General features: G+C 71.2%; 14 protein-coding genes. 8 read left to right on the top strand and 6 right to left on the bottom strand.

Features of this window, described 5'->3' with window-relative positions; translation table 11 throughout:
- The first annotated feature begins 17 nt into the window (after positions 1 to 17).
- From LL239_RS04810 to LL239_RS04820, 3 genes are all read left to right on the top strand, one after another.
- Positions 18 to 953, top strand: a complete 936-nt coding sequence (locus tag LL239_RS04810; RefSeq protein WP_228162302.1) for an NAD-dependent epimerase/dehydratase family protein — start codon at positions 18 to 20, stop codon at positions 951 to 953.
- Positions 950 to 3,124, top strand: coding sequence for a malate synthase G (locus LL239_RS04815; RefSeq protein ID WP_228162303.1), 2,175 nt, complete (start codon positions 950 to 952; stop codon positions 3,122 to 3,124). The genes LL239_RS04810 and LL239_RS04815 overlap by 4 nt, the downstream gene beginning before the upstream one ends.
- Before the next feature lie 138 nt (positions 3,125 to 3,262).
- Positions 3,263 to 3,724, top strand: a complete 462-nt coding sequence (locus LL239_RS04820) for a nucleoside deaminase (protein ID WP_228162304.1) — start codon at positions 3,263 to 3,265, stop codon at positions 3,722 to 3,724.
- A gap of 54 nt (positions 3,725 to 3,778) precedes the next feature.
- Here LL239_RS04820 and LL239_RS17755 read toward each other — a convergent pair whose 3' ends face one another.
- A complete protein-coding gene (locus LL239_RS17755) occupies positions 3,779 to 3,901 on the bottom strand; it encodes a hypothetical protein (RefSeq protein ID WP_267188885.1) in 123 nt (40 codons plus the stop codon).
- A gap of 189 nt (positions 3,902 to 4,090) precedes the next feature.
- On the opposite strand from LL239_RS17755, the gene LL239_RS04825 reads away from it, so the two are divergent.
- Both LL239_RS04825 and LL239_RS04830 read left to right on the top strand, forming a co-directional pair.
- A complete protein-coding gene (locus LL239_RS04825; protein WP_228162305.1) occupies positions 4,091 to 4,936 on the top strand; it encodes a universal stress protein in 846 nt (281 codons plus the stop codon).
- Positions 4,933 to 5,391 (top strand): hypothetical protein, encoded by a 459-nt coding sequence (locus LL239_RS04830; RefSeq protein ID WP_228162306.1) that lies wholly within the window; start codon positions 4,933 to 4,935, stop codon positions 5,389 to 5,391. The genes LL239_RS04825 and LL239_RS04830 overlap by 4 nt, the downstream gene beginning before the upstream one ends.
- A 52-nt stretch (positions 5,392 to 5,443) precedes the next feature.
- On the opposite strand, the gene LL239_RS04835 is transcribed toward LL239_RS04830, so the two are convergent.
- The 3 genes from LL239_RS04835 to LL239_RS04845 all read right to left on the bottom strand — a co-directional run bounded on the left by LL239_RS04835 (position 5,444) and on the right by LL239_RS04845 (position 8,700).
- Positions 5,444 to 6,274, bottom strand: a complete 831-nt coding sequence (locus tag LL239_RS04835) for a universal stress protein (protein WP_228162307.1) — start codon at positions 6,272 to 6,274, stop codon at positions 5,444 to 5,446.
- Positions 6,275 to 6,346: 72 nt separating this feature from the next.
- The gene (locus tag LL239_RS04840; RefSeq protein ID WP_228162308.1) at positions 6,347 to 6,982 is read right to left on the bottom strand and encodes a response regulator; all 636 of its coding nucleotides are present in this window, start codon (positions 6,980 to 6,982) and stop codon (positions 6,347 to 6,349) included.
- Positions 6,979 to 8,700 carry a sensor histidine kinase gene (locus tag LL239_RS04845; protein WP_228162309.1) on the bottom strand — a complete coding sequence of 574 codons (1,722 nt, stop codon included), beginning with the start codon at positions 8,698 to 8,700 and terminating at the stop codon, positions 6,979 to 6,981. Before LL239_RS04845 ends, LL239_RS04840 begins: the two co-directional genes overlap by 4 nt.
- A 119-nt stretch (positions 8,701 to 8,819) precedes the next feature.
- Between LL239_RS04845 and LL239_RS04850 the strand changes: the two genes are divergently transcribed.
- A complete protein-coding gene (locus LL239_RS04850) occupies positions 8,820 to 9,350 on the top strand; it encodes a pyridoxamine 5'-phosphate oxidase family protein (RefSeq protein WP_228162310.1) in 531 nt (176 codons plus the stop codon).
- A gap of 84 nt (positions 9,351 to 9,434) precedes the next feature.
- Here the strand turns inward: LL239_RS04850 and LL239_RS04855 are convergent, their stop codons facing one another.
- Positions 9,435 to 10,271 (bottom strand): universal stress protein, encoded by an 837-nt coding sequence (locus LL239_RS04855; RefSeq protein WP_228162311.1) that lies wholly within the window; start codon positions 10,269 to 10,271, stop codon positions 9,435 to 9,437.
- Positions 10,272 to 10,409: 138 nt separating this feature from the next.
- On the opposite strand from LL239_RS04855, the gene adhP reads away from it, so the two are divergent.
- Complete coding sequence (gene adhP / locus LL239_RS04860) at positions 10,410 to 11,468, top strand: alcohol dehydrogenase AdhP (protein ID WP_228162312.1); 1,059 nt, start codon at positions 10,410 to 10,412, stop codon at positions 11,466 to 11,468.
- Positions 11,469 to 11,544: 76 nt separating this feature from the next.
- Here adhP and LL239_RS04865 read toward each other — a convergent pair whose 3' ends face one another.
- Positions 11,545 to 12,138, bottom strand: coding sequence for a hypothetical protein (locus LL239_RS04865; protein WP_228162313.1), 594 nt, complete (start codon positions 12,136 to 12,138; stop codon positions 11,545 to 11,547).
- A gap of 344 nt (positions 12,139 to 12,482) precedes the next feature.
- Here LL239_RS04865 and LL239_RS04870 point away from each other — a divergent pair.
- Positions 12,483 to 13,711, top strand: a 1,229-nt coding sequence (locus LL239_RS04870) for an HNH endonuclease signature motif containing protein (protein WP_228162314.1), incomplete at its 3' end; no start/stop codon positions are given.

The raw sequence follows: 13,711 nt of genomic DNA on the forward strand, positions 1-13,711 counted from the left end.
GTGCCAGAGTGAACTTCATGACAGCGAAGCGAATCCTCGTCACCGGCTCCCGCGGCAAGGTCGGCCGGGAGGTCGTGCGCCGCCTTCTCGCCGCCGGGCACGATGTCCGCGGCACCGATGTGCGCCCGCCGGTGTATGACGCGCACGAGGACAACGAGATCCCCTACGTCAAGGCCGACCTGACCGTCGCCGGCGACGCGTTCGCCGTCGTTCGCGATGTCGATGCGGTGGTGCACACCGCCGGCATCCCGGAGCCGCGGCGCAACGTGGCGCACGAGGTGTTCACCACCAACGTCAGCTCCACCTTCAATGTCATCGAGGCGATGGTGGCCGGCGGCATCCCTCGGCTGGTGAACCTCTCCAGCGACTCGGTCTCGGGGATGACGTGGGCCCACCGGCCGTTCGTGGCGGAAGTGTGCCCCATCGACGAGTCGCTCCCCGACCGGGCGCACGATGCCTACGGACTGTCCAAGCGCGTGTCGGAGCTTCTGTGCGATGCGTTCGTCGCGCGTTCCGGGGGCAGCGCGGTCTCCCTCCGACCCACGTGGGTTCTCACGCCGGACACGTACGAGGCGAACCTGCGGCCCTTCTTCGAGGACCCGGAGCTGACCTCGGCGGTCTTCTGGGCGTACATCGACGTCCGCGACCTCGCAGATCTCATCGCGCTGTGCATCGACCATCCGAACGCGGGCCACGAGGTCGTCTACGCCGCCGCGGCCGACAACATCGGCGGCCGTGACCTGGCGGCGGCCGTGTCGCGCGCCCACCCCGAGGTGGACGTGCGTCCCCTCGCGCGTATCGACGCGAGCGGCATCGATTCGAGCAAGGCCGCGCGTCTGTTCGGCTGGACGCCCCGCCGCTCGTGGCGCGATCACCTCGACACGCACGGTCGTGCACGGGATGCCGTCGAGCCCGGCCCGGCCACGGATGACTCGACGGGCGGGACGACGTGAACGACTTCTCCGGCGCTCTGGCGTTCGAACCCGCGCTCCGTGCTTTCCTTCTGGATGAGGCGCTGCCGTCGGCAGGGATCCCTGCGGCGCGATTCGACGAGGGGCTCGCAGCGATCATCGCCGATCTCGAGCCGAGGCGCCGTGCGCTGCTCGCCGAGCGGCGGCGACTGGAAGCCGAGATCGACGAGTGGCATCGCACCCATCCCTACGACGCCGAGGCGTATCGATCCCATCTCGCCGACATCGGCTACCTGCGACCCGAGCCGCCGCAGGTCGTTCCCGTCACGACGGCGGGCGTTGCCGAGGAGCTGCGCTGCGCGGGACCGCAGCTCGTCGTCCCCGTCACCAACCGACGCTATGCACTGAACGCCGTCAACGCCCGATGGGGGTCGCTGTACGACGCGCTCTACGGCACGGATGCCCTTCGACCGGCGGGGCCGCCCGCACCCTGGGACAGAGGGCGTGCGGCCGTGGTCGTCGCAGCGGTGAGAGAGCTGCTCGACGACGTGCTGCCGCTGGCGGTCGGCTCTCACGCTCGCGCACGCGCCTACTCTGTGCACGGTGCCGAGTTGCAGGTGCAGCTGGATGACGGAACGCTCACGGCACTGCGGGATCCGGAGAGCTTCCGCGGGTACCGCGGTGACCCCCGCGACCCGTCGCTCATCCTCCTACGTCGTCACGATCTTCATCTCGAACTGCACATCGATCGCAACGGTCGGCTCGGCGGATCGGATCCGGCGGGCGTCGACGATGTCCGACTCGAGTCGGCTCTGAGCACGATCGTCGACTTCGAGGACTCCGTCGCGGTCGTCGACGGCGACGACAAGGCGGACGCCTACCGGGTCTGGCTGGGGCTGAACCGCGGAGACCTGCGGACGACGTTCGTGAAGGACGGCCGCGTCGTCGAACGCGCTCTGGCGGACGACCGCACTTACCGTGCTCCAGACGGAGGTGTGCTCGTGCTCCCCGGCCGCTCGCACATGCTCGTGCGCAGCGTGGGAATCCACATGGCGACCGACATGGTGCGCGCCGACGAGGCCGCCATTGGAGAATCGTTCCTCGACGTGCTCATCACAGCCTTGTGCGCCGTGCCGCGGTTGCGCGCGGCGGCGGCCGGCGGCGCTGCCGAACCGACGGGACTGACCGTCGTCATGCCGAAGCTGCACGGGCCCGACGAGGTGGCCTTCGTCGTCGACCTGCTCGCGCGCGTGGAGAGGGTGCTCGACCTCCCCGAACGTACGCTGCTGCTCGGCCTCATGGATGAGGAACGGCGCACCTCTGCGAATCTGCCGGCCTGCATCGCCGCGGCGTCCTCGCGGATCGCTTTCGTCAACACCGGGTTCCTCGACCGCTCCGGCGATGAGATCCACACATCGTTCGAGGCCGGGCCGGTCGTGCGCAAGACGGATCTGCGCTCCAGCACGTGGATGTCGGCGTACGAGCGGCGCAACGTCGCCGCTGCCCTCGCGGCCGGAATGGACCGTCGAGCACAGATCGGCAAGGGGATGTGGGCGATGCCCGATCGCATGAACCGGATGCTGGCGGAGAAGGCCGCGCATCCCGGGTCGGGCGCGACGACCGCGTGGGTGCCCTCGCCGACCGCCGCGACGTTGCACGCGCTGCACTACCTGCTCATCGACCCGTTCGCCGTCCACGCGGACCTCGCAGGTGCCGGATCTCCCGGTCTCGAGGAGCTGCTGTCGCTTGCGCTGGCCCCGGCGGATGCGTGGACCGAGGACGAGATCGAGCGAGAGCTCGAGACGAACCTGCAGTCGATCCTCGGCTACGTCGTGCGATGGGTCGACCAGGGAGTCGGATGCTCGACCGTTGCCGACCTCGATGGTGTCGGGCTGATGGAGGATCGCGCCACGCTCCGCATCTCCAGCCAACACGTCGCGAACTGGCTCCGCCACGGCGTCGTCGATGAGGATCGCGTCCACGAGGCGATGGCGAGGATGGCGGCGCTGGTCGACGAGCAGAACGCGCATGATCCCGGCTACCGTCCGATGAGCCCGGACCTCTCCGGCCCCGCCTTCCGGGCCGCCGTCGAGCTCGTGGCCACGGGTGCCACCGAGCCCAACGGGTACACCGAGCGCGTGCTGCACCGTCACCGGCGCGAGGCGAAGGCGGCCGCCGCGACCCGCGGCGCGCACGCGGGAGCGGCGAGATGATGCGTCCCCCGGGCTGTCCTGGGCCGGTGCCGGTCCGTACGTCCCCCGCGTACATTCCCGTAACACGGTCCCGGTAGCTTCTCCTCGTCACCCGATCGTGGTGCGCCCCCCGCCCGCTCAAGAAAGTCGAAGCGCTCGATGACGCAGACCGCACGTACTCAACTCCAGGCCGCGATCGATGCCGCGCGAACCGGTGAGGCGGAGGGCGGTGTGCCCATCGGTTCGGCCCTCTTCCTGGACGGGGAGCTCGTCGCCACGGGATACAACCGCCGCGTGCAGGACGGCAGCGCCATCCACCACGCCGAGATGAACTGTCTCGAGAACGCCGGTCGTCTGACGGCGGCGGAGTACGCGCGCGCGACCCTGGTCACGACGTTGTCTCCCTGCGCCATGTGCACGGGAGCGGCGATCCTCTACAAGATCCCGCGCATCGTCATCGGTGAGAACGAGACCTTCCTCGGTGAAGAAGAGCTGCTGCGAAGCCGGGGGGTCGAGATCACGGTGCTGGACGATGCGGAGTGCGTCGACATGATGTCGCGCTTCATCGACGCCCACCCCACGTTGTGGGCGGAGGACATCGGCGAGGAAGCCGCCGAGTAGGAGGCCGTCGGAGCGAGATCCCGCGCCGGTCGCATCGCCCGGTGCCGCGGGCGCTCACCGTCGCTCGGTGTCCTCCGGTGCGGCGGCGAGCTCGCTGATGTCGATGGCCTCCGTGGGTGGAAGCGACATGTCGACAGGGCGGATCGGCCGGGGGTCGACCGTGGAACGTGTGGGCACGTCGTCTCTCCTTCGTCTGCGGGCGACATCGGACTCGGGCCGCTCGTCGAGACCAGTGCATCGCATCGCGCGCGGTCGCGGGCGGGCCGAAGGTCCCACGACGTCCCATGCCTGCGGGACCTTCGGCCCACCGGCCGGCGCCGGTCGCGGTCTACCGTGCGAGAAGGGATACGGCTCGGGGAGGCTGCCATGGAGAACATCGTCGTCGGCGTCGATGACCGGGCCGCGTCGCGCGCCGCTCTCGCGTGGGTGGGGCACCGTTGCGCGGCGCACGCTGCCGAGGTCGAGCTGGTGCACGTGGTGGGGGAGGTCTCCGGTCGCCGGAAAGCCACTGCCGACCTGCGGGCAGAAGCCGAGCACATCCTCCACGAGGCCGCGCCGGGACAGGCGGTCCGGTTCCATCGCGCTGAGGGCGGGGTCGCCCGGACGCTCGGAGAGCTCTCGGCCGACGCGGACCTCCTGGTCATCGGCGTAGATCCGGCGCATCCGCTCCGCGCGGCGCTGGGCGGGTGGCTTCCCGTCCGCGTGATCGCACGGTCCGTGCCGCCGGTGTGCATCGTCCCGGCGGGATGGGTGCCGCGAGAGGGCAGCGTGACGGTCGGCGTCGACGAGGACTCGTCGTCGGCGGAAGCGCTGGAGTTCGCGGCGAAGGAAGCCGGCGAGACGTCGCGCCGGCTGCGGGTCGTGCACGCCTGGCACCTGCCGGAGCCCGCCCTGGACGGTTCCGCCGCCCTCCTCGTTCGGCCCGACCGGGTGCTCCAGGAGCACCGCGACCTCCTCGACGCGGCCACGCAGTCCCTCCAGCGCCGATTCCCCGACCTGCACATCGAGTCGGACCTCGTCCGCTCGCACTCGGCCGAGGCTCTCCTGGATCACGCGCCGAACGCGACCATGATCGTCATCGGCACGCACAGAGAGGGCGTGCTCGTCGGCGGGTACACCGGGTCGGTCGCCCAGGACATGCTGTGGCGGGCCGGATGCCCCATCGTGGTCGTACCGCCCGCGGGCTTCCCCCCGAAGGGGGCCCAGCGATGAGCGTGGCGTTGCGCTGGGTGCTCATCGGTTCGCACGCTCTGGTCTCGCTCACGGCGCTCGCGGGTGGGGCCGTGCTCGTCCTCAGCGCCGTGGATGCGAGCCTGGAGTCGACGTGGAAGCCGCCGTCGGACTACCTCGTGGGGACGCCGTTCTCCTCGTACCTGATCCCCGGTCTCGCGCTCATCCTGTTCCTCGGCGGCTTCCAGGGGGTCGCGTGCATCATGCAGCTGCGCAGATCCGGCGCCGCGCCCCTCGTCTCCGCGCTCGCCGGCCTGGTGATGTTCATCTGGATCTTCGTGCAGATGATGTACATCCCGTTCTCGGTCCTGCAGGCCGTCTACTTCGTCATGGCCCTCGTCCAGGTGACGGCGGTCGTCGTCGACTCGGATGTGCTCACGCGAACCGGTTGGACGTGGACGCAGCGATTCCGGATGCCGGGACCGCGACGGGGCTGAGCGGCCCTCGCGCCGCGCGTGACGGCGCGTGGCCTCGCGCCGCCGTCCCCGCTCATACCGGAGGACGGGTGTGCGGAACGACGCAGATCGGCCGGTGCAACGTGCCGATGAGATCCAGGCCGATCGAGCCCAGGAACGCGCCCGCGACGACGCCGCGCCCGTGCGTGCCGATGACGACGTCGCTGCTGCGGTCGGCCACGCGTGTCAACGCCGAGGTGGGGTTGTCTCGAACCAGTTCCGTCACGACCGCGACGTCGGGGTGGAGCTCGCGGACGCGCGCGACCGCCGCTTCCAGGACGCGTTCGTGAGCGGCGGCGACGTCGCGAGGACTCCGTCCGGGCTCCGCGGTCCCGCGCGACCCCGAGGTGCGCATGAGCCAGGAGTGCACCACGCGCAGCGGCACCCGGCGGGCCGAGGCCGCGGCCGCAGCGAAGAGGAGCGCCGCGGACGAGGAGTCGTCGTCGTCCACACCGACGGTCACCGGGTCGTCGGTCGCCGACCACCCGGTCGGAACGAGCGCAGTCGGAATCCGCGATTGGGCGGCGACGCGGGGCGGCACCCATCCGGTGAGCATCGTGCGCGTGCGGAACCCCGGGTGCACGCCGAGGACGAGCAGATCGGCGCCCCTGGCGGCATCGGTCAGGGCGGCCGGCATGAGTCCGTCGAGGCGCGTCACGTCGGCCGGCGCGTCCGGAACGAGGGCGTGCCAGCGTCGGGCGGCACCATCCAGGATCCTGTCCGCCTCCTGGCGATCCGACAGGAACATGTTGGTGACGAGGACGACCTCGATCTCGGTGCGCCGGGAACGGGCCCTCTCGGCTGCCCACTCCAGCGCGGCTTCCGCGGCCGGGCTGCCGTCGTGGCCCAGAACCACCCGTTCCATGCGTCGCTCCCTTCAGACGGACCGAGCGTAGAAGGGAGGGCCGTGGCCGGGATGGGCAGAAGGTCCCGCGACTCACTGCTCCCGGTGTTCGACGCGGAAGATGGCCGCCTGGGTTCGCGACTCCATCCCGAGCTTCATCAGGAGGGACGACACGTAGTTCTTGATCGTCTTCTCCGCCAGCCCGAGCCGTTCGCCGATCTGGCGGTTGGTCAGCCCGTCGGCGATGAGGGAGAGGACCTGACGTTCCCGCAGGCCGAGAGAACCGAGCCGGGGGTCCTCGTCGTCGGAGCGCTCGCGCAGATTCGACGCGGCGCGGGCGGCCGCCTCGGTGTTCAACAGCGCGCGTCCGGCGCTGACGGCGCGGATGTCTTCCAGGAGGCGCATCGCGGCGATGTTCTTCAGCAGGTATCCGGAGGCGCCCGCCAGCACCGCGGCGGACGTGGCGGCGTCGTCGTCATAGGCGGTGAGGATCAGGCAGGCGACGTGAGGCATCGCCGAGCGGATCTGACGGCACAGGTCGATGCCGCTGCCGTCGGGCAGCCGCACGTCGAGCACGGCCACGTCCGGCCGGGCCGCCTCGATGCGCGACAAAGCCTGCCGCACGCCCCCCGCTTCGCCGACGACCTCGAGGCCGGCCGCGCCGTCGATCAGGTCGGCCAGCCCGCGCCGTACGATCTCATGGTCATCGACCAGGAAGACACGCGTCATGGCATCCGTCCCTCGTTCTCGGGTGCGGGGAGGGGGACACGCCACTCGGCGCGCGTGCCGTGCTCACCCGTGTCGAGTGTCATCGTCCCTCGGCGCGCCTCGGCGCGGTCCGCGAGGTTGGCCAGGCCGCTTCTGCGGTCGTCCCGGATTCCGATGCCGTCGTCGGTGACGATGACCGACACGGCCCGTTCCGTGACTCCGACATCCAGCGAGATGCTGTGCGCATGCGCGTGACGCACGCTGTTGCTCAACAGCTCGCGCGCCACGCCCACGACGTCCTCTCCCAGCGAGCCGGAGACGGCATGGTCCACCGGGCCGGAGAACCGCAGGGCGGGCGGTCGGCGCAGAGACCCCGAGACCTCCGCGACCACGTCGATGAGACGGTGGCGGAGCGACGCCCCGTCGCGTGCGGAGATGGCGAAGATCACGGTGCGGATCTGTGCGATCGCGTCGTCCAGCTGCCGGATGACCTCGTCGACGCGGTTCCGGTCGTGGGGGTCGTCCAGAGTCAGGGCCACCGACTGCAGGGTGAGGCCGGCTCCGAAGACCTGCTGGATGACATGATCGTGCAGATCGCGCGCGATGCGGGCCCGCTCCTCGCTCAGGATCGCCTTCTGCTGGTCGCTACGGGCATGGGAGAGCTCCAGCGCGATGCTCGTCTGCGAGGCGAGATCGCCGAGCACCTCGAGTTCCACCGCGGTGAACCCCCGCTCGCCGGGCGCCCGAGCCACGCTGAGCGCACCCCAGGTCCGCTGGCGCGTACGCATCGGCACGGCCATCGCCGGACCGGTCTCCTCGCCCACCGTCACCAACGCCGGGTCGAGCCGGTCGGGGAAGCGCGCAGCGGTGGCGACCCGCACGCCGCCGCTCTCCATCGCCGCGGCCGCGATGCTTGCGCTCCCGGACGAGCTCAGGCCCAGCACGTCCTGCTCGTGGGGACCGCGCGCAGCGGCGACGCGGAGGACGTCCGGGTCACTGGTCGGGGTCACCACGGTCACCTGCGTCCCCGCCGAGAGCTCTTGTACGCGTCCGGCGACGAGGTCGAAGACGGCGTCCGGCGGGGTGGACAGAATCGCCGCCGACACCTCCGCCGTCGCCGCCATCCACGTCGCGCGCGTGCGGGCTTCGTCGAAGAGCCGAGCGTTCTGGATGACGAATCCCGCCGTGGACGCCAGCGCGCGCACCAGCTCCTCGTCCTCCGCCGAGAACGAGCCCCGACGCGCGTTGGTCAGGTAGAGGTTGCCGAACACCTCGCCACGAACCCGGACGGGGGCCCCGAGAAACGAGTCCATGCCGGGGTGGTGGGCAGGGAAGCCGGCGGCTCGTGGATCGGTTGCGAGGTGGGCCAGCCTGATCGGCTCCGGGTCGGCGATGAGCGCACCCAGGATGCCGTGCCCGCGCGGCAGATGCCCGATCGCCGCTGCGTCCTCCGGGGCGAGGCCGACGTGGATGAACTGGTCCAGGGACGATCTGTCGGCGGCGATGACGCCGAGCGCCCCGAACTCGGCATCCACGAGCTCGACGGCCGCCTCCACGACGCGCCGGAGGACGACGGCCAGTTCGATCTCTCCCACCACGGTGTCGATCGCGCGCAACATGCCGCGCAGACGTTCCCGGGGGGAGTGCAACCGTTCCGCCGAAGCGATCGGTGCCTCGGTGTCGCCGGCCGATCCGGCACGAGCCACGGCGGGGAGGGGCCGGTGCGTCTCGCCTGTCATCGGCACCCCCTCTCCCCGACTCCAATCTACGGCCGACGTTCCGCTCTGGCCAGCGTGGGAGGACCTTCGACCCGTCACGACGCGCGCGCGGGCGGTGGACTCGAGGGAGGAGGAGCACCATGAGCAACGAGCCCACCGCCGCATCCGTCACCGCACTGAGCACGGCCGAGTGCTGGCGTCTTCTGGAGACCCAGCGCCTCGGTCGGCTCGCTCTCGTCGACGCGTCCGGCGAACCCCGGATCTACCCGGTGAACTTCGCCGGCCGCGACGGCGTCCTGTACCTCCGCAGTGCCAACGATGCCAAGCTCCGCTTCCTGCGGTCGCGGCCGACCGTCGCCTTCGAGGTCGACGGGAAGGATGCCGACCAGTGGTGGAGCGTGGTCCTGCGCGGAGAAGCGGCCCGGGTGGATGTGGACGCCGAGATCCTGGCCAGCAGGCACGCGCAGGTGCGATCGATGAGTCCCACCGCCAAGCCCTTCGTCATCCGTATCCAGCCGCGGAGCGTGACGGGCCGACGCTTCCGCGAGCGCGGCGATGAGCCGGAGGGCCCGGTGCGGACCCAGATCCTCACTCCGTCGCCCGAACTCCCCCCGCCCGCCGGTCGTCGGCCGCATCCGATCCCGAGCTTCACGCCGCTGGCGGACGGCTGACCGCTCGGCGCGCGAGCAGCGACCGGGGTGGACACCGGTCACCGCTTGTCCGCCACATCGATCATCCGGCTGTGGCCCGCCGGCTCACCGGATGACGGCGGTCACCGTCGGCAGGTCCGTCAGCAGTGCCTGGCTGGTCGAGCCCAGCAGGAAGCGTGCCATCGCTCCGCGTCCGTGGCTGCCGACGACGAGCAGTCGGGCGTTGTGCGCCTCACGTGCGAGGACCGCCGCCGGATACCCGGACTCCACGACGGTGGTCACCGAGAGGTCGGGGTAGTCCTGGCGGAGCCCCGCGAGGGAGATCGCCAGGGCCTCCGTGGTGAGGTCCTGCATGCGGTCGAGATAGTCCACCGGGTAGTCGTCCATCTCGAAGGGAACGGGGACGGGAGACCACGTCATCACCGCGCGGAGGGGCTCACCCAGCCGGTCCGCCTCTGCCGCGGCGAACCTCACGGCCTTCTCGGAGGACTCCGACCCGTCGACGCCCACCACGACACCGGTGCGTCCGTGCGTGCCGTCGTCCGGGACGACGACCACGGCGCAGTGCGCCGCGGCCGTGATGCGCACACCACGGACTCCGCGGAGGCGAGACCCGCCCTTCGCGAAATCGCTGCCGAGCACGAGCAGGTCGGCGCGCTGCGACACATCGAGCAGCCGGGCCACGGGGTCGCCCCGTTCCAGCAGCGTCTCGGCATCCGCCCCCGCAGTACGTGCGCGCGTCGCCGCGGAGTCGAGCATCGTCTCGGCTGTCCGCGTCGCGCGGTCGAGAAGCGTCTGTTCGCCACCCACGCCGCGGCCCGAGCCCACGACGGAGACCAGCAGCAGCCGTTCGCGTCGTGCGACGGCGCGTTCGATCGCCCACTCCAGCGCCCGCTGGGACCCGGATGCCTCTGTCACGCCGACCGCAATGGTCTCGCTCATGGTCGCTCCTTCGCTCGTGCCGTCATCGGCTTGCTTCCAGGGTGCAACCGCGCCGGCCGACCCGACGGGACCTTCGACCCTCCGAGAGCCCGACACGCGGCGGAGACTCGGGTCACACAAACGATCGAAGGAGAGATCATGCGTGCAGCAGTCGTCGAACAGTTCGGTTCCCCCCTCCGGGTGGAGGAGCGAGAGATTCCCCACCCCGGTCCCGGACAGGTGCTGGTCCGGCTGGAGACCTGCGGGCTGTGCCACACCGACATCCACGCGATGAACGGTGACTGGCCGGTCAAGCCCCGGCTGCCGCTCGTCCCCGGCCACGAAGGTGTCGGCATCATCGAGGAACTCGGGGCCGGTGTCACCACGCGCACCGTGGGCCAGCGTGTCGCGCTGCCGTGGCTCGGCCACGCGTGCGGTGAATGCCGGTACTGCGTCGACGGGCGGGAGAACCTGTGCGAGCAGCAGTTCAACAACGGGTACGCCGTCGACGGAGCGTACGCCGAGTACATGCTGGCCGACGCCCGCTTCGCCGTCGCGGTGCCCGACGGTGTCTCGCCTCTCGACGCGGCCCCGCTGACATGCGCCGGCGTCACGACGTACGCGGCGGTCAAGAACGCGCGGATCACACCGGGGGAGACCGTCGCGGTGTTCGGAATCGGCGGGCTCGGACATCTGGCCATCCAGTACGCCCGCCTCGTCGGGGCGAAGGTGATCGCCGTCGACGTGACGGACGAGAAGCTGCAGCTGGCGACCGAGCTCGGGGCCGACCACGTCGTGAACGCGCGCAGCGGCGACCCCGTCGAGGCCATCCGGCGGCTCGGAGGGGCCGACGCCGCGATCGTCCTCGCGGTCGCCCCGGCGGTGTTCCGTCAGGCCTTCGACGCGCTCAACCGGGGCGGCCGGCTGGTGCTCGTCTCGCTGCCGGCCGGAGGTGAACTGACCGTTCCGGTCTTCGACACGGTGCTCAAGGGCATCCACGTCATCGGCTCCATCGTGGGCACCCGGCAGGACCTCGTGGAGGTGTTCGCCCTCCACGCCCTCGGTCGCACGCGGGTCATCACGCAGACCCGCGATCTGGAGGACGTCAACCGCTCGGTCGAGGAGGTGCTCGCGGGGTCGGTGCCGGCGCGTCTGGTCTTCTCGTACCACACCGCCGACCTGGTGCCCGTCACGGAGGCAGTGGAGACCGTCTCCTAGAACGGTCTCTTCGGGCCTGCCTCCCGACGCCGGCCGGTACCGCTTCGTGCGGGCCGGCCGGCGTTCGCGTGGGCGGTCAGTCCGGCGTACCGGGGGGCAACTCCGACCTGTCGACGATGTCCGCGTCGCTCTCGCCGGTGAGTCGCCACCAGCTCGGGCCGGATCTGTAACGGTCGTAGGGCACCCACTCCCCGCCTTCGAGGAGGAAGTCCCGCCCGTCCGAGAGGGCGAAGTAGCGGGTCCCGAGGCTCGTCGAGTGTCGCCAGTACTGGCGAGGTGCGGGCGTCGCGGTGGTCGCGTGTCGATCCGCCGACCGCTCGGCGTGAGGGGCGATGTGCGCGGCGGGCGGCTCTCCGCCGTCCCACCGCGCGTACCAGAAGGCGCGGGAGGTCAGTGCCGCGACGGCGTCGCGCTCGAGCGAAGGGAGCACAGCGCGGAGGCGGGCTTCGAAGCGAGGGCCCGCATCGTGCGCGGCATCGTCCACCCGGATCGTGTTCGCCGTCGCAACCGCCTGTTCCACGGCGCGCGCAAGGTCGAAGGCGGGGATGCCGTGGCGTTGCGCGAGATCCGTGACCGCCTGCGCGTCGGACCCGGGGTGGGGTCCGCGTCCCCACCCGAGATAGGCGACGATGGCGGCCGAGACCAGGCTCCCGTCCACTGATGCGCTCATCTCCTCGAGCTTAATGAGAGGCGTGATCTGCATCCTCCGGAGTGGCCTCGCGTCCGTGCCCGGTGGACCCGGTGGCCGATCAGCGTCGTGCGGCTCAGCCGAGCGTCACCACCCGCCGCTCCCGCGGGCCCGGCCGCTGCCGCGGGCCCGGCCGCTGCCAGGCCACGTCGTTCGATCGAACTTCACCCGCCCTTGCGGTGGTGGGAGAAAAACCCGGTCACGCGCCTGTTGTCATTGCGCTCAGCCGGTTCGCCGATCCTCCACACCCTGCCGCACCCCCGACCTATCCCCATCTGTCCTCCGGGGTCCGCTTCGGTGTCGGAGGCTCTGGCTAGCATGCATACATGACCTTCGAGCCGCCTCTGCCGTCACCGGATGATGGGGTTGCGGCCCTGTCGTCGGTGCTGGCCGAGGTGCGCGGAGTGGATGCCGAGGTCGCCTCCGCCGAAGCCCGGCGCGTGCGCGCGCTCGCGCGCGCGGGGCACCTCGCCCTCGACGCTGCCGCGGGGGTGCGGGCCTCGTCGAAGGCGGCGGAGATGGCGCTGCGGGAGGTCGCGTCCGAGATCGCGGCGGCCGAGTGCGTGTCGGACCGCAGCGTGCAGGCGCAGATCAGTCGGGCGATGACCCTCGCCGACGACTTTCCTGTGACCCTCGATGCGTGGGAGGCGGGCGTGCTGACCCGGGCGCACGTGCGGGTGATCGTGGATGCCGGCACCCCGCTGCCCCTCGAACGGCGCCACGAGTTCGACGTGCTCGCCGTCGCCACCGCTGAGGGCCTGAGCCCGGGGCGGTTGAAGACCCGCCTGGCCGCGCTGACCGAGTCGCTGCAGCCGACGACCCTGACAGAACGTCACCGGCGGGGACGCCAGACCCGGTGCGTGCGGGTCGTGCCGGGGGAGGACGGCATGTCCGACCTGATCGCGACGCTGCCCACGGTGCTGGCGGTGGGGATCTATGACCGGCTCGTGCAGCAGAGTGCGGCGCTCGTCGATCTGCGTCGAGAAGCACCGATGAACCCGGACACCGGGGGTGCAGCCGACACGCGGACCGCCGATCAGCTACGCGCCGACATCCTCGCCGACCTGCTCCTGACCGCCGCCCCCGACGCCGACCCCACCCGCGTCGACGACGGCCCCGGCACGCTCGGCTCGATCCGCGCACGCGTGCAGGTCGTCGTCCCCGCGTTGACGATGCTGCGGCCGGGAGACGAGAACCTCGACCCCGCCGACCTCGTGGGGCACGGGCCTATCGATGCCACCACTGCTCGGGCCCTTGCCGAGGCCACGGCTCTGCCCTGGGATCGTGTCGTGACCCACCCCGTCACCGGGGCGGTGCTGCGCACCGACACCTACCACCGCACCACCGCGATCGACCGCCACCTCCGCGCCCGCGACCGCCACTGCCGCTGGCCCGGCTGCACCGCCCCCGCCATCCGCTGCGAGGTGGACCACACCCACGACTACGCCCTCGGTGGCGCCACGGACGTGTCCAACCTGGCCCACCTGAGGCTGTCGCATGAATCTGCCCGGGCTCGGATGAGCCGGGGCGGCAGGGCCGAGCGGCCCTGCGGTTC

The organism is Microbacterium testaceum (assembly GCF_020781835.1).
In the GTDB taxonomy this organism is placed as follows: Bacteria; Actinomycetota; Actinomycetes; order Actinomycetales; family Microbacteriaceae; genus Microbacterium; species Microbacterium testaceum_H.

Excerpts from the sequence above, each read along its gene's own strand:
- LL239_RS04810 (WP_228162302.1), top strand. The coding sequence starts at position 18 with ATGACAGCGAAGCGAATCCTCGTCACCGGCTCCCGCGGCAAGGTCGGC.
- LL239_RS04850 (WP_228162310.1), top strand. The coding sequence starts at position 8,820 with ATGAGCAACGAGCCCACCGCCGCATCCGTCACCGCACTGAGCACGGCC.
- LL239_RS04825 (WP_228162305.1), top strand. The coding sequence starts at position 4,091 with ATGGAGAACATCGTCGTCGGCGTCGATGACCGGGCCGCGTCGCGCGCC.
- adhP (WP_228162312.1), top strand. The coding sequence starts at position 10,410 with ATGCGTGCAGCAGTCGTCGAACAGTTCGGTTCCCCCCTCCGGGTGGAG.
- LL239_RS04845 (WP_228162309.1), bottom strand. The coding sequence starts at position 8,700 with ATGACAGGCGAGACGCACCGGCCCCTCCCCGCCGTGGCTCGTGCCGGA.
- LL239_RS04830 (WP_228162306.1), top strand. The coding sequence starts at position 4,933 with ATGAGCGTGGCGTTGCGCTGGGTGCTCATCGGTTCGCACGCTCTGGTC.
- LL239_RS04865 (WP_228162313.1), bottom strand. The coding sequence starts at position 12,138 with ATGAGCGCATCAGTGGACGGGAGCCTGGTCTCGGCCGCCATCGTCGCC.
- LL239_RS04855 (WP_228162311.1), bottom strand. The coding sequence starts at position 10,271 with ATGAGCGAGACCATTGCGGTCGGCGTGACAGAGGCATCCGGGTCCCAG.
- LL239_RS04820 (WP_228162304.1), top strand. The coding sequence starts at position 3,263 with ATGACGCAGACCGCACGTACTCAACTCCAGGCCGCGATCGATGCCGCG.
- LL239_RS04835 (WP_228162307.1), bottom strand. The coding sequence starts at position 6,274 with ATGGAACGGGTGGTTCTGGGCCACGACGGCAGCCCGGCCGCGGAAGCC.
- LL239_RS04840 (WP_228162308.1), bottom strand. The coding sequence starts at position 6,982 with ATGACGCGTGTCTTCCTGGTCGATGACCATGAGATCGTACGGCGCGGG.